General features: G+C 49.1%; 14 protein-coding genes. 4 read left to right on the top strand and 10 right to left on the bottom strand.

Annotated features, from left to right (window positions below):
* Positions 1-11 precede the first annotated feature (11 nt).
* From OCV81_RS00770 to pheT, 4 genes are all read right to left on the bottom strand, one after another.
* Positions 12-2,531, bottom strand: a complete 2,520-nt coding sequence (locus tag OCV81_RS00770; RefSeq protein ID WP_148327762.1) for a DUF4962 domain-containing protein — start codon at positions 2,529-2,531, stop codon at positions 12-14.
* A 130-nt stretch (positions 2,532-2,661) separates the two neighbouring features.
* Positions 2,662-2,907, bottom strand: a complete 246-nt coding sequence (locus tag OCV81_RS00765) for a TIGR03905 family TSCPD domain-containing protein (RefSeq protein WP_148327761.1) — start codon at positions 2,905-2,907, stop codon at positions 2,662-2,664.
* Positions 2,908-3,013: 106 nt separating this feature from the next.
* Complete coding sequence (locus OCV81_RS00760; protein WP_148327760.1) at positions 3,014-3,751, bottom strand: YebC/PmpR family DNA-binding transcriptional regulator; 738 nt, start codon at positions 3,749-3,751, stop codon at positions 3,014-3,016.
* 280 nt (positions 3,752-4,031) lie between these two features.
* Entirely contained in the window at positions 4,032-6,494 is a 2,463-nt protein-coding gene (pheT, locus tag OCV81_RS00755) for a phenylalanine--tRNA ligase subunit beta (RefSeq protein WP_148327758.1), read from the bottom strand.
* Positions 6,495-6,940: 446 nt separating this feature from the next.
* Between pheT and OCV81_RS00750 the strand changes: the two genes are divergently transcribed.
* Positions 6,941-8,764: an alpha-L-fucosidase gene (locus tag OCV81_RS00750; protein ID WP_148327757.1), complete on the top strand. Its 1,824-nt coding sequence runs from the start codon at positions 6,941-6,943 to the stop codon at positions 8,762-8,764.
* Between the two features lie 78 nt (positions 8,765-8,842).
* Here the strand turns inward: OCV81_RS00750 and dnaB are convergent, their stop codons facing one another.
* Positions 8,843-10,405 carry a replicative DNA helicase gene (dnaB, locus tag OCV81_RS00745; protein WP_022353813.1) on the bottom strand — a complete coding sequence of 521 codons (1,563 nt, stop codon included), beginning with the start codon at positions 10,403-10,405 and terminating at the stop codon, positions 8,843-8,845.
* Positions 10,406-10,516: 111 nt separating this feature from the next.
* Here dnaB and ispE point away from each other — a divergent pair, with 111 nt between their 5' ends.
* Positions 10,517-11,341: a 4-(cytidine 5'-diphospho)-2-C-methyl-D-erythritol kinase gene (gene ispE, locus OCV81_RS00740; protein ID WP_148327756.1), complete on the top strand. Its 825-nt coding sequence runs from the start codon at positions 10,517-10,519 to the stop codon at positions 11,339-11,341.
* A 55-nt stretch (positions 11,342-11,396) separates the two neighbouring features.
* On the opposite strand, the gene OCV81_RS00735 is transcribed toward ispE, so the two are convergent.
* The gene (locus OCV81_RS00735) at positions 11,397-12,497 is read right to left on the bottom strand and encodes a carboxymuconolactone decarboxylase family protein (RefSeq protein ID WP_394802508.1); all 1,101 of its coding nucleotides are present in this window, start codon (positions 12,495-12,497) and stop codon (positions 11,397-11,399) included.
* A gap of 210 nt (positions 12,498-12,707) precedes the next feature.
* On the opposite strand from OCV81_RS00735, the gene OCV81_RS00730 reads away from it, so the two are divergent.
* Positions 12,708-13,607 (top strand): helix-turn-helix domain-containing protein, encoded by a 900-nt coding sequence (locus tag OCV81_RS00730; protein WP_072542140.1) that lies wholly within the window; start codon positions 12,708-12,710, stop codon positions 13,605-13,607.
* Here OCV81_RS00730 and OCV81_RS00725 read toward each other — a convergent pair.
* From OCV81_RS00725 to OCV81_RS00710, 4 genes are all read right to left on the bottom strand, one after another.
* Positions 13,570-14,604 carry an amidohydrolase family protein gene (locus tag OCV81_RS00725; protein WP_148327754.1) on the bottom strand — a complete coding sequence of 345 codons (1,035 nt, stop codon included), beginning with the start codon at positions 14,602-14,604 and terminating at the stop codon, positions 13,570-13,572. The two genes, OCV81_RS00730 and OCV81_RS00725, sit on opposite strands and share 38 nt — an antisense overlap.
* 6 nt (positions 14,605-14,610) lie before the next feature.
* The gene (locus tag OCV81_RS00720; protein ID WP_148327753.1) at positions 14,611-15,207 is read right to left on the bottom strand and encodes a DapH/DapD/GlmU-related protein; all 597 of its coding nucleotides are present in this window, start codon (positions 15,205-15,207) and stop codon (positions 14,611-14,613) included.
* Positions 15,208-15,395: 188 nt separating this feature from the next.
* Positions 15,396-16,376 (bottom strand): aldo/keto reductase, encoded by a 981-nt coding sequence (locus tag OCV81_RS00715; RefSeq protein ID WP_394802507.1) that lies wholly within the window; start codon positions 16,374-16,376, stop codon positions 15,396-15,398.
* 238 nt (positions 16,377-16,614) lie between these two features.
* The gene (locus OCV81_RS00710) at positions 16,615-17,778 is read right to left on the bottom strand and encodes a serine hydrolase domain-containing protein (protein ID WP_148327751.1); all 1,164 of its coding nucleotides are present in this window, start codon (positions 17,776-17,778) and stop codon (positions 16,615-16,617) included.
* A 380-nt stretch (positions 17,779-18,158) separates the two neighbouring features.
* Between OCV81_RS00710 and OCV81_RS00705 the strand changes: the two genes are divergently transcribed.
* Positions 18,159-19,319 (top strand): site-specific integrase, encoded by a 1,161-nt coding sequence (locus tag OCV81_RS00705; RefSeq protein ID WP_148327750.1) that lies wholly within the window; start codon positions 18,159-18,161, stop codon positions 19,317-19,319.
* Positions 19,320-19,389 lie beyond the last annotated feature (70 nt).

The raw sequence follows: 19,389 nt of genomic DNA, 5'->3' as shown, positions 1-19,389 counted from the left end.
ATTCTAAATTATTATTCTTCAGCACAAGTAGTCGGCAATGCCGGACGGTCTGCCACTTCTTCACACTTCCATACCCCATTGATTCTGTCATACAACACCGTGGTACCCTTCGCCTTACGATGATAAGTCTCTCCCTCGATGAGGCAATCTTTGTCACCGTAGCTAAACACGACCCCGGTTGAGGCGTTTTCCACCGTCAATGCAGCGGATTTCCGGACATCCAGTTCTGCAAATATACGCCAGCCATCTACCATCAGCTTTCCATCTTTTCCTCCGGAAACAACATGACTTTTGCCACTTTCTTCATCTAAGGTGATTATCGTCAGCAGACGATTGGCCTTACGGGGACTAAAAGAAGCCGTTAAATGCCAATAATTTTCCAGTGTTTCTCCCCGAATGGCCAAATCAGGATTGGGAGCAGCCTGAAACTCATTACATTGGGATATTTCACAAGCTTCCGTAGCAAACAAACGGGCCGTGGAGACAAAACCTCCTTCCGGATGAGGAGTCACCAGGGTATTCGAAGAAGCATCTATCTGAAAGCGAACCGGACTATGAAGGAGCCATTCCCACCGGACTTTCCGACTGGCTTCCATCTCATCATAGATTACCACAATTCCTGGACGCAAAACCAGAATATGACGGAGATATTTGGTCAGAGGAGTTTTTCCAAAGCCATATTCCGGAGTCTGTTCCAATCCTGCAGCCTCAAAATTTTTCTGCCACATAGGATATTCACTTACCCCACCATAAGCATGAGAAGCATCCCCTAAACAATAAGTAATATGTTCTCCGTGAAGCATCCGAGTCACGTTTCCGTAGGCTTTTGTGGTAAATCCCTGTCCGATACCATCCACAAGCAGCGTATTATGAGCACAAGTATGCCGATAAGACAAGATATTATGCCTATCACTAAAGTTCAAGTAATAACCGCTCGAACGATAAACCGGTACTCCGTTATAATGCAAGTTAAAGGCGTTCTGGTTAGAATGAGTGTGACTTCCAGAACCAAACGGACTGGAACGGAAACTCAGATACATGCCGCGAGTACAATCGGCCAAAGAGTCTATGGCTATCACTTCACCGGTATCTTGAAACCAAACGGCTTTAGGGGCATTTGCCGGCAAAGAAGAAGATGCCGGACGGAGCTTTCCACTCACCATACGATAAAGACGAAACTCGTAATCTGTTTCATATTTCTGATTAATGGAAGAATACCATGCCGCATAAGCATCTTGTTTTTCGCGGGCCAGGAAATCAGCAAATCCACTCCGTATGCGCAAAGGCTGGTCGTTGGTCTTTTCATGCCCATCGCCAAATCCGGCAGACATGGAGCGTGGAGGCCAGCTATACACCAATCCCTTCCCCGCATTCTGGTACCAAGGATGACTCATAAAATCGGTCTTTGTCAGATAAGAACACAGGGAAGCCATGTAATACAGAGTCACCGCATTGGCACTAAAATAGCTGGTTCCATTGTGCCAGTTTCCATCTCTGTTGAAACCGGAGGCCGGTGCCTTGCTTGTCCAGACCTCATACAGATATTCCAAATATTCCATAGCCAGGGGCTCTTTGTCATAAAATACCAAAGCGGCTTGCATGAATTTCCGTACCGGGAACTGCCAGAAATGGTTGTCAAACACATGATTCTCTTCATGCCCGAACAAACGGGAACGATACACACGGAACACCTGCATCACCAGGCGTTGTATCTCATCCCGTTCTTTCGGTGTAAAAAACGTATAACAAGTCTCATAAGTATTTGCCAGCAGAAAAGCTAAGTCACCGGCAAAGAAGTCATTTTCAAGTCGTTTATCATCCAAACGTGCCTTCAGGAGCCAGCGCACGTATTGTACCATTTTCTTCGCATATACAGGACGTTGCAAAAGCAGATAAGCCGTGTGCAGTCTGACACTCAATTCTGCCATCTCACTCACCTTTCCATAAGGATCGGTATCCGTTGACAGATTAAATGCCAGTCCCATACGTGCCTGGGCTATCATATCATTAAATTCAGGATGCGCATACACATTCTTTCTTGCCGAAGCCAAACTATCCGACAAGTAGCAATAAATCCGGTTTCCCAATTCTGGAATATTCGAAAGAAAAGTCTGAAAAGGTGGAGTCACAAAACGAGGAACGTCCTCACCTACCACAAAACGATATACTTTACTCCACTCAGCACACACACCTTCCCTACTCACCCGACGATATTTCCAGAACCATGCACCCGGGGAAAGTGTACGGTGCGGATTATACATACACCAGGGTTTAGGAGAAGAAAGAAAAGTGGAATGCACAGGAAAACTTGCATCCGAAGAAAGTGCAAACTGAAGCTTATCTTCCCCTTTCAAAGAATAAGGAACAAATAAAGCAGAAGGGTTAATATATAAAGGAGTTTTCTCCTGAGGGTAAGGCACTGTCCGCACATTCTCATGGATACACTTTTGCTCCGAGTGTCCGGAAACACTCATCACACTCAGACAGAGCCCCCATACGATTACAAAAATCTTTTGCAAATTATTTTTCATGGCATATACTATTCTTTTCTCTGCAAAGATAGTCTGCCACTGAAAGACACTTCTTTCAATACTGTTGCAAACAATTTCAAAACCGTTGAAAAAACAGCCCCGTAAGGCTGTTTAGTCTACTTTTTATAGGTTAATCCATAGTTTCCCGCAAAGCCTTGCAGAGCTGGTCGGGACAAGAAGTCGGTTTCCCGCCACAACGGATACCTTCCAGACGAGCAATCACCTCATCCACCTTCATTCCTTCTACTAAAGCGGAAATTCCTTTCAGATTTCCGTTACAACCTCCCATGAAACGCACATCTTTCAGTACGCCATTCTCTACCTCAAAATCAATCTGAGAACTACATGTTCCCATCGTACGATAACTATATTTCATCGCCATCACATTCTATTCGAGTTAGACATAAAAAGAGAACGGAGCACCGCTTGCCGGTTTATTCCGGCCGGATACTCCGTTCCGTCATTATCTTTCAAGAAAAAGCTTATTCAGCGTCTTCTTCCGGTTTCATGTTAGTATATACGGTCTGTACATCGTCGAACTCTTCCAGACGTTCTACCATCTTGTCGATAGTTTCACGCTGTTCCGGAGTCACGTCTTTCAAGTCGTTCGGGATGTAAGTGAAATCACCACCGACATCTTCAAAGCCACATTCTTCCAGATGTTTCTGGATAGCCGCATAGCTCTTCGGATCACCGTAGATAGTGATAGTTCCTTCTTCCAGATCTTCATCGAATTCGTCTTCTACGTTGTAGTCAATCAAGTCCAGAATCAGTTCTTCCATATCAATGCCTTCTTTCTTCTTGAAAGTGAACACACACTTGTGATCGAACAAGAAGGCCAGTGAACCTGTAGTACCCAAGTTACCTCCGAACTTGTTGAATACAGAACGTACATCGGCTACGGTACGAGTCGTGTTGTCAGTCAAAGTATCTACGAATACGGCAATTCCGTGAGGACCGTATCCTTCGTAAGTCATGCTCTTGTAATCGCTCTGGTCTTTACCCATTGCATTCTTGATGGCACGTTCGATGTTATCCTTCGGCATGTTTTCACGCTTACAAGTAGCAATTACCGAACGCAAAGCCGGGTTGTTTTCCGGTTCCGGACCACCAGCTTTTACTGCAATTGCAATTTGTTTACCCAGACGAGTGAAAGTCTTCGCCATGTGACCCCATCTTTTCAATTTTGTAGCTTTTCTATATTCAAACGCTCTTCCCATTGGATGATATTTTTAAATTTATTTTTAATGAGTTCTCTTTTTATTATGCTGAATGAGCTTCCAGTATTTCCAGTACCCTATTCCGCTAATCAGTAAGCATCCCAAACCGCCCACAATGGCCAATCCATTCTTCCATGGCGCATTGAGAGAAAAATCCCAAAGGACTCTTACGGCCTGAAACGCAAGCACCAAGCCCACGGAGAATGCCGTCAGACATCTCCGCTTAACTTTCAGGTGATAATCTGGTTGAATATCGTAACGCATCATTCAGGTCTTTATCTTACCGAAGCACAGCTCCCAGCTTGTTCTGCAGGTTGCCAATCAGCTTCTGCATGAACTTGTCAATCTGCTTGTCGTTCAGTGTGGCATTTTCATCCTGAAGCATGAAGCTTACGGCATAGCTCTTCTTGCCGGCTTCCAGGTTCTTGCCTTCGTACACGTCGAACAATTCAACAGACTTCAGCAGCTTCTTGTCGGTTTCGTAAGCAATCTTTTCGATTTCAGCAAACTGTACCTTCTTGTCAATCAGCAAAGCCAAGTCACGTTTTACAGCCGGGAACTTGGAGATTTCCTTGTAGCTTACCACATTGTTCTTGATAGCCTTCATCAGTTCCTTCCAGTTCAAGTCGGCATAATATACTTCATGGTCAATGTCGAACGCCTTCTGAATCTTCTTGCAAACCACACCGAAGGTAGCCAGCAGCTTACCGCCACGAGTGTGTACGGAAATAGCTACCGAGTAAATGTCGTCCGAAAGATTTCCGAATACCAGTCCTCCGAAGTTTACCCCCAGACGACGGAAGATATTCAGCACGTAAGCCTTCAATTCATATACTGATGAATTTTCATCGGCATGTGCCCAAGAGTTGCTTACCCGCTTTCCAGTCAGCCACAAGCCCATGTGCAATTCTTCCGAATAGGCAGCCAGTACCTTTTCCGGATTCTTCTTCTCGGCATGGAAGTGATAGCAGTTACCGAATTCGAAGAACTTCAAGTCGGCATTCTTGCGGTTGGCATTGTGCTGGATGCTTTCCAGACCGCCGAAAAGCAGTGTGGCACGCATCACGTTCAAGTCGTTGCTCAACGGATTCATCACACGCACCAAGTTTTCCGGCTTGAACGTTTCCAGTCCGTCATAATAAGCCGCAGCGGTCAGTGAGTTGTTCAGGATCTCATTGAAACCACAACCCACCAGCTGTTCGCCGACCAGGTTCTGCAGTTTCACCGACTTGTCTACTTCTCCCTTCACGCTCAAGCTGGACTTCAGCGTAGTGGGGATTTCCACATTATTATATCCATAAATACGGAGAATATCTTCTACCACGTCGCACGGACGCTGTACATCCACCCGATAAGGAGGAACCAGTAACGAAAGACCTTCCGCCGTTTCATTCACAATCTTCATCTCCAGGCTGGTAACGATGCTCTTCACGGTTTCTACCGGAATCACCTTACCCACCAGTGAGTTGACATAGTCGTAAGAAAGCTCTACCGGGAAATCAGCAATCGGATGCGGATAGTTGTCCTTGATTTCAGAAGCGATTTCACCTCCCGCCAGTTCCTTCACCAGCAGAGCGGCTTCCTTCAAGGCATAGATAGTGATGTTCGGGTCGATACCACGTTCGAAACGGAAAGAAGAATCGGTGCTCAATCCGTGACGGCGGGCAGTCTTACGCACCCATGTAGGATGGAAGTAAGCACTTTCCAGGAACACGTCGGTAGTAGTTTCGGTAGTACCAGAATCCAGACCTCCGAACACACCGGCGATACACATCGGTTCTTCCGCGTTGCAAATCATCAGGTCCTTATCGGACAATTTACGTTCCACTTCGTCCAGTGTCACGAACGGAGTTCCTTCGGCACAAGTCTTCACCACAATCTTGCCACCCTTAATCTTGTCGGCATCGAAGCAGTGCATCGGCTGACCGTAGGCATGCAGAATGTAGTTGGTAATATCGACGATATTATTAATCGGACGCACCCCAATCAGACGGAGCTTGTTCTGCAACCATTCAGGACTTTCCTTCACCGTCACTCCCTTGATAGCTACTCCGGCATAACGCGGGCAGGCTTCGGTATTTTCCACCACAATGTCGATGTTCATGTCATGATTGTCTACCTGGAATGCATCGACCGACGGACGCTTCAATGTAGCCTTGTGTCCGTTCTGGATAAGCCATGCATACAAGTCGCGGGCTACCCCATAGTGTGAGCAGGCATCGGCACGGTTCGGAGTGATGTCCACTTCAAGTACATATTCACTCTTGATATTATAGTAATCCTTGGCGGGTGTACCCGGAACCACATCGTCCGGCAATACAATGATACCTTCGTGGCTTGTGCCCACGCCGATTTCATCTTCGGCACAAATCATACCGTTTGACTCCACGCCACGGAGTTTGGACTTCTTGATGGTAAAGCACTGGTCGCCGTCGTATAGTTTCGTACCCAGTGTGGCTACGATGACCTTCTGTCCGGCAGCCACGTTAGCCGCACCGCAGACAATCTGTACAGGTTCTCCCTGTCCCAAGTTGACGGTGGTAATATGCATGTGGTCGGAATTGGGATGCGGTTCGCAAGTCAGCACCTCGCCTACCACAAGGCCTTCCAATCCCCCCTTGATGGTTTGAACTTCTTCCACTCCCCCAGTCTCCAGACCGATGGAAGTCAGTGCGGCTGCCACTTCGTCCGGGGTAAGGTCGAAGTCGACGTATTCTTTCAGCCAGTTATAAGAGATATTCATATTGTTGTTATTTATAATTTCCTAAGAATGATGCGCAAAGTTATAAAAATTAGATGGAATATTCTAATAAAATCCACAGATTGCTTTAATTTCAACTGAATACTAAAGAATTAGCCTAACAAATATTCAACACTCCTAAGTCAAAAAGCAGAATGCATGACCCGTATGCCCCACCCTTACTCGTTCATTTCCAATATCGGGAACCTCCTCTTATCCAATATTTATATCCTCATTTTGCAAACGACAGGTATTTTTCCCAAACGAAAATCTTATTCTTCAAACATAAAAATTCTTATACAAACCGCTTTTATTCGCTGAAATGGCAGAAAATTGAACAAGTTATATTACTTTTACTCAATAAATATTCGGGGAGCGTTCCATTGAATCAAATTCAGCGACAGTTTCCCTATTATGAAATGAAATCACAATCCGACAATCATCACATTATGAAAAAACTACCTCAATTTCTCGCGGCATGTGCCATGCTTTCGCTTCCTGTAGGAATGCACGCACAGCAAGACACTGCCTATTTCGTGAAGCACCTGCCTTTTTCCGGCAATGAAACCCTGGAGCAAAAAGTATCCATGGCCGCCCGCCTGGTTCCCACACCTCAACAGCTGGCCTGGCAACAAATGGAACTGACGGCCTTCCTGCACTTCGGTATCAACACGTTTACAGACCGAGAATGGGGCGACGGTTCGGAAGATCCGGCATTGTTCAACCCCACCGACCTGGATGCCGAACAATGGGTAAAGACCCTGAAAGAAGCCGGCTTCAAGATGGTACTGCTCACCGCCAAGCATCACGACGGGTTCTGTCTGTGGCCTACCCAAACCACCACTCACTCCGTCGCGTCTTCTCCCTGGAAAAATGGGAAAGGCGATGTGGTCAAGGAACTTCGTGATGCCTGTACCAAATACGACATGAAATTTGGTGTGTATCTGTCACCATGGGACCGGAACGCCAGCTGCTATGGCGATTCGCCTGCCTACAACAAATTCTTCATCGAACAGCTGACCGAACTGCTGACTAACTACGGAGAAGTACACGAAGTTTGGTTTGACGGCGCGAACGGAGAAGGTCCCAACGGAAAAAAACAAACCTACGACTGGGATGCCTTCTACAAGACCATCCAGCGCTTGCAACCCAAAGCCGTCATGGCCATCATGGGCGACGACGTACGCTGGGTAGGCAACGAAAAAGGCCTCGGACGCGAAACCGAATGGAGCGCCACGGTACTGACCCCGGGAATTTACGCCCGCTCGGAAGCGAACAATGCCCGCCTGAAAGTGTACAGCCAGGCCAAGGACCTGGGCAGCCGCGAAATGCTGAAAGATGCCACGGAACTTTTCTGGTATCCGTCGGAAGTCGACGTATCCATCCGTCCGGGATGGTTCTGGCATGAAACAGAAAATGACAAGGTAAAAAGTCTGAAGCAACTGTCGGACATCTATTTCCAGTCGGTAGGTTACAACTCTGTCCTCCTGTTGAACATTCCTCCCGACCGCCGGGGACGGATTCATGAAGCCGATGTGGCCCGCCTGAAAGAATTTGCCGCTTATCGCCAAGAAACGTTCAAAGACAACAAAGTGCTCCGTGGAGACCAGCCGTGGGAAGCCCCGCAGGGAGCTGCACGCACCTATGCCGTGAAAAGCCAAAGCCCCATCAACGTAGTGATGCTGCAAGAAGACATCGCCAAAGGGCAGCGAGTGGAAGACTTCACCCTCGAAGCCTGGGACAACGGCAGCTGGAAGCTTTTGGGAAAAGGAACCACCGTGGGCTACAAACGCATGGTACGTTTTCCTGATACCGTGACCGACTCCTTGAAAGTCACCATTCACCAGAGCCGACTGAACGCGCACATCCAGCAAGTGGCGGCTTACTACGCCCAGCCGCTGGCTGAACAAGGAAGCGCAGCCAACTGGAACAACCTGTCCAGAGACTCCTGGAAAAAGCTGTCGGCTTCCCCGCTGACCCTCGATTTGGGAAAGACCGTTACCCTCAAGGCCTTTACCTATGCCCCCCTGAACGCAGAAGCCAAACCGACCATGGCTTTCCGCTATAAGTTCTCTGTCAGCAAGGATGGAAAGAAATGGAAGGAACTGATCAGCCGCGGAGAGTTCAGTAACATCATGCACAACCCACTGCCGCAGACCGTGACCCTTCCGCAGGCAGAATCTGTCCGGTTCATCAAACTGGAAGCTACAACTCCCGATGCCACTACCGCTACGGTGGAACTGGAGGAATTCGGGGTGACCGTTGCACAGTAATTCAGAAACGACCCGTATAGATACGCCACAGGCGGCCCGCATCCAAACGAGCCGCCTGTGTTATTTTAGTCTTGCCTCTTAGAATGGTACATCCGGCACCGGAGCCCCAAACGGATTATCGGGCATCGGAGGAATGTCAGAAGGTAGAGGCGGTACGAAATCCTGTCCCCCGCCGCTGTTCATCTTCGAACGGAGCACCGGCGCAGGCTTCTCTTCACCTGGCATCGGCACAATCATTTCGTCATCCGGGTTCTGGAAGCGGGCATACTCGCCACGGAAGCGCAGCAACACATCGCCCACCGCACCGTTACGATGCTTGGCAATGATGATTTCGGCCATACCGTGCAAGTCGTTTCCTTTCTCGTCGGTATAAATCTTATAATATTCCGGACGGTGGATGAAACATACCATATCGGCATCCTGCTCGATGGCTCCTGATTCACGCAGGTCGCTCAACTGCGGACGCTTTCCGTCGATACCTTCACGATTCTCCACGCCACGGTTCAACTGACTCAGGGCCACAATCGGAATGTTCAATTCCTTGGCCAGTCCCTTCAACGAACGCGAGATGGTGCTGACCTCTTCCTGACGGCTGCCGAACGACATACCGCTGGCATTCATCAGCTGAAGGTAGTCGATGATGATAATCTTCACCCCGTGCTCACGCACCAGACGACGCGCCTTGGTTCGCAATTCGAATACGGACAATGACGGCGTATCGTCCACATACAACGGGGCGTCATACAATTCTTTAATTTTGTAGTCAAGCTGTCCCCACTCGTAAGGCGCCAGCTGACCGCTCTTGATTTTCTCACCCGGAATCTCGCAGACGTTCACAATCAGACGGTTCACCAGCTGCACATTGCTCATTTCAAGCGAGAACAACGCCACCGGCACCTTGTTGTTCACCGCCATGTTCTTCGCCATGGAAAGCACGAACGCCGTCTTACCCATGGCCGGACGGGCCGCAATGATAATCAGGTCGGAATTCTGCCAACCCGAAGTCATCTTGTCCAACTGATGGAAACCGCTTGAAAGTCCGCTCAGACCGTCGGTACGGGCCGCTGCCTTCTGCAACATCTCGTAGGCCTCCTGAATGACCGGATTAATCTGCGTGTAATCCTTTTTCATATTCTGCTGAGAAATCTCGAAAAGCTTTCCTTCGGCCTCCTGCATCAGGTCGTCCACATCCTGCGTCTCGTCGAACGCCTTGGTCTGTATGCTGCTCGTGAAAGAAATCAGTTCACGCGCCAGAAACTTCTGGGCAATGATACGGGCATGGTATTCAATGTGGGCCGACGACGCCACCTTACCACTCAGCTGCGTGATATAAAACGGTCCACCCACCTCTTCCAGGTCGCCGCGTGACCGCAACTGTTCCGTCACGGTCAGGATATCAATCGGTTTCTGCTGGATGGCCAGGTCGGTGATGGCCGCATAAATCAGCTGGTGCCGGTGCTCGTAGAACGATTCCGGGCGAAGAATCTCGCTCACCAGCGAATATGCATCCTTTTCAATCATCAGCGCACCCAGCACCGCCTCCTCCAGTTCAGGAGCCTGCGGTTGCAGATGCCCGTACTCATCCATCGGCTTGGTCTTGGCCGTTTTTGCCACACGTGTATTTCTTCTCGGTTCTGCCATTAGTTTGTTTTTTTAAGTGGGGCAAAGATACGATTTTTTCCGTGAATCCCATTTTTCTAAAAACTTTCGTGTATATTTGAGCAACAAAAAACAAACAAAACAAACGACACTATGATTACCTTTCCAAATGCCAAAATAAACCTTGGCTTGAATATTACTGAAAAACGCGCCGATGGTTACCACAACCTGGAAACCATTTTCTATCCCATCCACTTGCAAGACGCACTGGAGGTGACGCGAAGAGAAAAAGATGATACTCCTTATACCCTCCACGTAAAAGGAACCGCCCTTGAAGGCGCTCCGGAAGACAACCTGGTGGTGAAAGCCTACGAACTGTTGAAAAAAGACCACGAGATGCCGCCCATCGACATCCACCTGTTCAAGCACATCCCTACGGGTGCGGGACTGGGAGGCGGTTCATCCGACTGCGCTTTCATGATCAAGCTGCTGAACGAGAAATTCCGCCTGAACCTGAGTCTGGAAGAAATGGAAGCTTACGCCGCCCGTCTGGGTGCCGACTGTGCCTTCTTCATCCGCAACCAGCCGGTCTTTGCCACCGGCATCGGCAACATTTTTGAGCCCATCCGTCTGTCACTTTCCGGCTGCTACCTCGTGCTGGTGAAACCGGACATTTTCGTATCCACCCGCGAGGCCTTTGCCCACATCACTCCCCACAAGCCGGAGGTTTCTTTAAAGGACATCGCCCGCCAGCCCGTGGAAACATGGAAAGACAGCATGAAGAATGATTTTGAAGACAGCGTTTTCCTGCAATACCCGGAAATTGCCGCCATCAAGGACGAACTTTACGACCTGGGCGCGGTTTATGCCAGCATGAGCGGTTCCGGCTCCTCGGTGTACGGCATCTTCCGCCAGCCGGTAGAAAACGTGGACGAGAAATTCGGCGGCTGCTTCTGCCGTCAGAGAGAACTGGACTGATAAAGTCCGGTTTTCTCTTATACTATACGAAGCAAAATCCATTATTCCAATCACGTCATTTGATTTTCAATCCCGGCATCAGGGGTTTCACATCCACCAGTTCCAATTCTTTCACCATTGAAAGTGTCCCTTGCTTGTATTTCTGAAAATGGGATGTTTTCAAATGGTTGTCGTAGGCCGCACGGTCGGCATAGATTTCGAGGATGGTCACATTATACGGCGCCTCCTTCTCGGCAGTGGCATAGAGTGCCAATACACCCGGTTCCAACCGCATGGAAGCTTCGATTTCCTCTTTCAAGAAAGCATTGTAGGCCTCCAACTGGGTCGAATCGACCGTAATCTTTGACAGGCGCACCAGGTTGTTTTCAGCAGGAACCGGCCGGGAATATTCTTCCTTGATGATGCGCAACGCCTTGATGGCCGCCGGGAAACCGATATACGGCAGACACTGGATGACGGCAGCAGTCAATGTTTCGGGTGTGTTTCCCACGTTGAGATTGCCATGATAGTGCGAACGAAGCTGGCTTTCGGCTTCCAAGGTTGTCAGCACACAATAGCCTAACAATTCGCGTGTCGGCAAATCGATGGCGCCCCTGCTGTATATTTCGCCAAAGAAATAATCCGTGAGGAATTGTTCCACCTGCTTGCCCATGTCACCGGGCAATCCTTCCATCACCGAAGCGATACCGCCGGGATAGAGTCGGTCCTGAATGGCCTTGCCCGTCGCATGGCGGGTTTCCTCCGTCACCGTGCCTTGCTTTTCCAACGGCAAAGAGATGCCCCGCTCCTGAAACACTTCATTCACCGTAGACATGGCATTCAACATTTTTGGAAAACCAATAAACGGTGCAGTGAGGTACATCACCTCTCGCAGCTCTTCAGGAGTAACTCCGACATTAAGTGCCGCCCCTGCATGGGCTTTCAATTGCGGAAGTGTCTGCATGGTAGCAAGGGTGATGCAGGTAATCATTTCACGCTGTTTCAAGGTAAGGTTGCCCGTTTGAAATACCTCGCCGAAGATAAACTTCTGCAAAATATCTATCATTTCCGGGTCTGTACCCTGTCCGGTCAAAACTTCCCCGCCGAACAGCGTATGGTAATTCTGTTTGCATACTTCTATTCTATTCATACTATGGTTTATTGTTTGTGCCATCATGGACAAGCTACTTGCCAGCACGAAGGCTATGATACTGATTACTTTTCTCATAATTTCCTGTTATTTATCTAAATGCAAAAATACATCGTGATGAACGAAAATCCCGTAACCATAAGTTGGCAGAATATACCATTTTTACAGAATTTACAACCTGCATAAAACATTGTCAGTTAAATACTTTATTTTTGTATAGACATAACAAGAAAGAGTATGAGCACTATATTGAAAGTAAGAAATGTCAATGATTACGGGAATTACCTCGGCTGCGTCACGAAACATCCATTTGTTTGCGTGGTAGACTATGCCGAGGTGTCCCCCATACGTCACAGCCTGAACAATTACAGTGTGTACGGACTGTTCCTGCGGGACGATGCCGATGTAGCCTTGGATTATGGCCGTGGCAAGTATGACTACCACAAAGGTACGCTGCTGTGCGTGGCACCCGGACAAGTGGGAGGCAAGGAAGACAACGGCGAACAGGTATCTATTACGGGTTGGGCACTCCTGTTCCATCCCGACCTGCTGCACGGCTTTCCACTCGAAAAGCACATCAAGGAATATTCTTTCTTCGACTACCGTGTCAATGAAGCCCTGCACATGACAGATGAGGAGCATGACATCCTTATCTCTCTCATGCGCCAGATACAAGACGAGTTGTTCAAAAAGCCAGACGAGCTACAGAACACCATCCTTGTAGGCTACATCGAACTGATGCTCAACTTCTGCCAACGGTTCTACAACCGCCAGTTCTTGACTCGTAAGGTAGAGAACTCCGACATTCTCGTCCGTTTCGACCATCTGCTTCGCGATTATTTTGAAGACAAACTACAGCTGACCCTCGGCCTGCCTAGCGTGCAGTATTGTGCCGACAAGCTGTGCCTGTCACCCAATTATTTCGGCGACGTCATCAAGAAAACCACTGGCGATACGGCAAGCAATCACATCCGTCGATTCATCATCCGGCTGGCCAAGAACGGACTGGCAGCGGGCGAAACCGTATCGCAGGTATCCGACAGACTCGGCTTTGAATATCCCCAGCATTTCAGTCGCATGTTCAAGAAGCAAGAAGGCATCACTCCTTCCGAATACTGCCAGCAGCTGCACACTTAACAAACAAGCCATCCGCATTCTTCCACAGAAACAAGTCGGCATATCCGGCAAGTTCCTTATCAGAAGCAAGCGTCTGCTTCAGCCTTTGCAGGTTGGCTTTCAGCACGGCATCAGGCAGGTAAGGATAGTCCGAGCCGTAAAGAATGTGGTCGGGCGTGGTGAGGGTAAGCAGCGAGCGCAAGATTTCCATGGTCGGGTTGCCCGCCAGATCGAAATAAAGGCGCAAAAGGTTGCCTTCCCAATCTATCGGCTGCATATAGCCCTGCTTCACCATTGCCGGGAGAATGGATTTCATGCGAGGTAAAGCCAACGGCAGGAACGAACCGCAATGGGGCACAACCACTTTCAGGTTCGGATAGCGCACCAATACATTTCGTGCCAGCATGTTCACCACGGCACGAGTGGTCTCCGCCGGATATTCATACATCGCCAGCGGTGTGGTGGCTATGATTTCCTTCGGATAAGGCGTGGGACGATGCGGATGGAGGATAACGACCGCATGACGCTCGTTCAGGATTTCCATCAACGGGTCCAATGCCTCATCCCCCAAGTACTGCCCGCGACTGTTGGTCGCTAGTTTCACACCATCGGCCCCTAACGTATCGAGTGCATACACCGCTTCCCGTATGGCAGCCTCCACATCCGGCAACGGCAGTGAGGCACAGAACTTGAATCTTTCAGGGTATCGCTGTTTTATTTCTGCAGAAACCTCGTTCACTCTGCGGATACATGCAGCGCTTTCCCCCGCATCGCCATAATAAGGTTGTGGAGCTGGCATGGTCAGCACAGCGGTACGGATGCCTGCACTGTCCATAAAAGCGATGTGCCGCTCTACATTCCACTCAGGCAACGGAAAAGTTTCTTCCAATTCTGCCCCGTGTGCTTTCAGCACTTCCCTGTATTCAGGAAGAATGATGTGGCTGTGTACATCCACCATCTGTGCAGATACAGTAGCGAATGCCGCACACAATGCCCCTGTCAGAATCAATTTATTCATTACCTTCTATTCCCCGGTTATTGTACTTGTCGTTGTTGCTCTGCATTTAATTTCTTTGATGACCTTCGCCGGATTGCCTCCTACTACCGTCATCGGCGGCACATCGTGCGTCACCACGCTGTTTGCCCCTACAATGGCACCGTAACCAATGGTCACACCGGGCAGGATAGTGGAATTGATGCCTATCCATACTTTGTCTTCAATGACGATGGGACGCCCGTAAGTGGCACTGCGGTTGTCCGGATTAGGGTCATGGTTGATGGTGATAAGGTTCACTTTCGGGGCGATGAACACGCCGTTGCCCAACGTGATGCCACCCCTGTCAAAGAAAGTGCATCCCTGCTGTATCCAGCAACCTTTCCCTATGCGGATGTTCTTCCCGTAATCCACATAAAACGGAGGTAGCAGCGTGACCGACGAATCAATCTCACGGCCTGTGATACGAGACAGGTAGTCGCGCACTTCTTCAGGCGTGTGCCAGCCGGTATTCAATTCATTTGCCAGCTTCATGGTGTCCCAAATCACATTGATTAATTTGTCATATCCCGGTTCATTAGGAGAAACCATTTCTCCCGACAAGTCTTTCTTGAAAATATCTTCCATATTGTCTTTAATTGATTAGTTCTTTCTATGTGATAAAGATACGACAATACCACCCGATACAGAGTAGACATATCCTCTGTGTTTATACCAATTTCACTGAAAATGAACTTATAAACCCCACAAACACTTTCATGCACCTCTCTTCTTGGATGATGACCTCCAAATTATCTGTATAATGGTAGAATCATTTATTTATCTATTTGACTCTCCGTGAACGGGTCGGCACGGTGCCCCATCAGGTCTATCTTGGCATAGGCGGCGTCGAACTCCTCCATTTCGTAAGGAGTCAACCGTACGGAAGCGGCACCTAGGAAGTCATCCAGATGGTCAGGATTGGTTGTTCCGGGAATAGGGACAATCCATGATTTACGCGAGAGCATCCAAACCAGAGCAAACTGCGCCGGAGTCACCCCTTTACGTTTCGCCCATTCCTCCACGAGATAAACCAGCGGCATATTGTGTTTCAATGCTTCAGGCTGGAATTGCGGCAGATTATACCGCCTGTCTCCCTTTTGGAAACGGCTGTGTTCGTTGATTGTTCCCGTCAGGAAAGCCCGCCCCAGCGGACAATAAGGCACAAAGCCAATGCCCAGCTCTTGTAGCGTGGGAAAAATCTTGGTCTCCGGTTCACGCCACCAGATGGCATATTCACTCTGCACGGCTGAAAGCGGACATACCGCATGTGCCCGGCGTATGGAGCGGGCACTTGCCTCCGACAATCCCCAATGCAAGACTTTCCCTTCCTGCATCAAGTCTTTTACCACCTCAGCCACCTCTTCCATCGGCACATTCGGATCCACACGGTGCTGATAGAGCAGGTCGATGTGGTCTGTACGCAAACGGCGCAACGAACCTTCCACCGCCCGCCGGATATGGTCCGGCCGGCTGTTCAGGGCGGTCGGCTGCCCCTCTTCTACCCCGAAGCCGAACTTCGTCTCGATTTTGACCTTGTCACGAAATGGGGCAACGGCCTCACCCACCCATTCCTCACTGGTGTAAGGCCCGTAAACCTCTGCCGTGTCGAACAGCGTAACCCCCTGGTCGTATGCCCTCCGAATCAGGTCTATCATCTCCTTCTTCTCGTATTTACCTCCATAGTAGCCCACCATCGGCAGGCAACCCAAGCCGATGGCAGAAACTTCCATTCCACCCAGCTTGCGGTGTTCCATCTCTTTTCTTTGTGCCCGATTGTTTGACGACGCATCTGCTGCGCTCTCCCCCATCAGCCTCGTTCCGGCAAAGGCCTGCCCTATGCCTGTCATCATTCCGATTGCGGCCAAGGTGTAGCTGGAAGCCTGTTTCAAAAATTTCCTTCGGTCCATCATCTCCTGTTTTTTAGTCTTTATGCAAAGGTAGCGGAGAACAGGCCGTAGGTATGTAACAATAACTCGGAGGTGTGTACCCGTTTCACTGATTTTCTTTCAGCATCTTCAGGGCGATGTCCATATACCGCGTGATGTCGGTCGTAAGTTCGCGGTGATAGACATCCCTACGCTTGCGACCCAAGCGCACCACGATGGCATCCAGTGCAGGGATGGCGATGATGTATTGCCCCAGCATACCGCGCATGTAAGGACAACGCATCCCGCGATAATCCATGACCCACGTCTGGAAACCATAGTAGCTGAGAGAATCCTTTCCCCACTGGTCTTTCAGGTACGAAGCGGGACGCATCAGCTCGTCCATATAGGCTTCGGATACCAGTTGGCGGCCGTGCCAATTGCCGCGATGCAACAAGAGACTTCCGAAACGGGCTACGTCGCGGGCCGTGGTATGGAAGCAGCAAAAGGCTTTCTCGTCGCCGTCTTTTTTGTCGAGCAACCAATAGGCATCACGTTCGGCCTGCATCGGACGCCAGAGTTTCTCTTCGGCATAGTCGCTTAGTGTTTTCCCGGTGGCCGCTTCAATCACAAAAGCCAGCAGTTGGGTCTCACCGCTACGATAAGAATACTGCACGCCGGGCTTTTCCGTCACGTCCAAGCCCATCACCAAGTCGTACAGATCATTGCCGTAGTAGCCGTGCGTGGTAACGGAGAAGAGCGAGGTGTATGCCTCATCCCACGCCATGCCGCCGCTCATGGTCAGCAAGTCGCGCAGGGTGACATCGGCCTGCATCCCTTTCGTATAGGCCGGAATATAGCGCGATACAGGGTCATCCAAACTGTGAATCTTTCCTTCATCGAGGGCCACACCCGCCAACAGTCCCACGATGGTCTTTGTGGCAGAATAGAGATTCGAGGTCAGCGTGTCGTTCCACCCGTCACGGTAACTCTCAAAAAGGATGCTGTCACGATGAATGACGAGAAACGACACGGTGCGCAGGCTGTCCAGATAGTGCGCATCCTGCTCCGTCAGTCGGTAGCGGTTATAGTCGGCAGAAAGGGGCCAGTACCACACGTCATCGGGATTATGATGCACCGTGTGTCGGTGAAAGGTTTCCAAGTCATCGATAACGGGCATCCAGTGAATGAGCGCCTGACGGGCATAGTAGGGCAAGGAGGCATACACCACCCCCAGCACCACTACCAGGGCGATGAGCAGGCGGAGAATGGTTTTCTTCTTTGTTTTCATAGGGATATGCTGTAAGGAATGTTTTCTTTCCGTAGCTCTTCAGAAGCCTGTATACCAAGCGGGATAGATTCGGTTTCTTGTCTGAAATGAGGTATACTGTTTTTACAAACTTACATAAAATCTCTGGGATATCCGCCGAATTGCAGCAGATTAACGCAACAGGATTTGATAATTAGGGAGTTATAGGAAAAACGCAGAAGTTGGGCGGACAGTTGAAAACCGTCTTAAAGCAGATTAAAGCAAAAGAACGGTTTCCTAATCATTACCCGATGAAAGTGCAGATTTAACAGTCCCTGTTTCATTTTGCGGCGTTCTGCGCAGCTTTGCTTATCAATAGGTAACTCGTTGATTTATAGTTTTGCAACCAAAAAGAAACGAGTATGGCAAGAAGCACATTCAAGGTGCTGTTCTACGTGAACGGCAGTAAGGAAAAGAACGGAATTGTCCCCATCATGGGACGAGTTACAATCAACGGAACGGTAGCACAGTTCAGCTGCAAACGGACTATCCCGAAAGAGCTTTGGGATGCCAAAGGGAACAAGGCAAAGGGCAAGAGTATGGAAGCGAGGGAAACCAATCTTGCGCTTGACAACATCAAGGCTCAAATCATCAAGCATTACCAGCGTATATCCGACCGTGAAGCGTATGTAACGGCAGAAATGGTACGCAATGCCTATCAGGGATTGGGCGGTGAGTATGAAACATTGCTCGGTGCTTTCGACAAGGAAAATGAAGTGTTCAAGAAGCGTGTCGGAAAAGACAGGGTCAGGGCTACCTATATGGCAAGGGTACGGGCAAGAAACCATGTGGCGGCATTCATCAGGTCACATTACAAGCGGAACGACATCTCCATGCCTGAACTTACGCCCGACTTCATCAAGGAGTTCGCCGTGTTCCTTTCCAACGAAGCCGGACTGCACAACGGTTCGATATGGGAAAACTGCATGTGGCTGAAAGGTGTGGTGATGCGGGCACATTTCAACGGGCATATACCGAGAAATCCGTTTGCCCAGTTCCATATAAGCCCGAACACGAAAGAGCGTGAATATCTGACGGAGAATGAGCTGAAAACATTGATGGAATTTCAGTTCAAAGCCCCCAAGAACTTCTATCTCCGTGATATTTTTATTTTCGCCAGTTTTACCGCCCTCTCATTCGTGGATATAAAGGAATTAAGCAACGACCAGATTGTGGAAGTAAACGGTGAAAAATGGATTATTTCCAAACGGCATAAGACGGGCGTACCGTTTCAGGTAAAGCTGCTGGATATTCCCTTGCAGATAATCGAGCGTTACAAGGCTTTTCAGGAAAACAATCTTGTATTCCCCAATCTCAACTATTGGTCAATATGCAAGCGTATGGGAAAGATGATAAAGGAATGCGGCATCACCAAGAAAATCAGCTTTCATTGCTCAAGGCACGGATTTGCGACCCTGGCTCTCAGCAAAGGGATGCCAATCGAGAGCGTCAGCCGTATTTTGGGGCATACGAACATTGAGACCACGCAAATCTATGCGAGTGCGCCCAGATTGGTCGCTTGATAAATACTTCTGTAGTAAGAAGTTAGGATTGGGTTCAATATAATCCTATCGTCAATCAGCTTATCCGACG

It is taken from the genome of Phocaeicola fibrisolvens, from assembly GCF_025567125.1.
Classification (GTDB): Bacteria; Bacteroidota; Bacteroidia; order Bacteroidales; family Bacteroidaceae; genus Phocaeicola; species Phocaeicola fibrisolvens.
This window is presented reverse-complemented; position numbering and strand designations above follow the sequence as displayed.

Coding starts and splice junctions, on each gene's coding strand:
- OCV81_RS00770 (WP_148327762.1), bottom strand. CDS start 2,531: ATGAAAAATAATTTGCAAAAGATTTTTGTAATCGTATGGGGGCTCTGT.
- OCV81_RS00765 (WP_148327761.1), bottom strand. CDS start 2,907: ATGAAATATAGTTATCGTACGATGGGAACATGTAGTTCTCAGATTGAT.
- OCV81_RS00760 (WP_148327760.1), bottom strand. CDS start 3,751: ATGGGAAGAGCGTTTGAATATAGAAAAGCTACAAAATTGAAAAGATGG.
- pheT (WP_148327758.1), bottom strand. CDS start 6,494: ATGAATATCTCTTATAACTGGCTGAAAGAATACGTCGACTTCGACCTT.
- OCV81_RS00750 (WP_148327757.1), top strand. CDS start 6,941: ATGAAAAAACTACCTCAATTTCTCGCGGCATGTGCCATGCTTTCGCTT.
- dnaB (WP_022353813.1), bottom strand. CDS start 10,405: ATGGCAGAACCGAGAAGAAATACACGTGTGGCAAAAACGGCCAAGACC.
- ispE (WP_148327756.1), top strand. CDS start 10,517: ATGATTACCTTTCCAAATGCCAAAATAAACCTTGGCTTGAATATTACT.
- OCV81_RS00735 (WP_394802508.1), bottom strand. CDS start 12,497: ATGATGGCACAAACAATAAACCATAGTATGAATAGAATAGAAGTATGC.
- OCV81_RS00730 (WP_072542140.1), top strand. CDS start 12,708: ATGAGCACTATATTGAAAGTAAGAAATGTCAATGATTACGGGAATTAC.
- OCV81_RS00725 (WP_148327754.1), bottom strand. CDS start 14,604: ATGAATAAATTGATTCTGACAGGGGCATTGTGTGCGGCATTCGCTACT.
- OCV81_RS00720 (WP_148327753.1), bottom strand. CDS start 15,207: ATGGAAGATATTTTCAAGAAAGACTTGTCGGGAGAAATGGTTTCTCCT.
- OCV81_RS00715 (WP_394802507.1), bottom strand. CDS start 16,376: ATGGAACACCGCAAGCTGGGTGGAATGGAAGTTTCTGCCATCGGCTTG.
- OCV81_RS00710 (WP_148327751.1), bottom strand. CDS start 17,778: ATGAAAACAAAGAAGAAAACCATTCTCCGCCTGCTCATCGCCCTGGTA.
- OCV81_RS00705 (WP_148327750.1), top strand. CDS start 18,159: ATGGCAAGAAGCACATTCAAGGTGCTGTTCTACGTGAACGGCAGTAAG.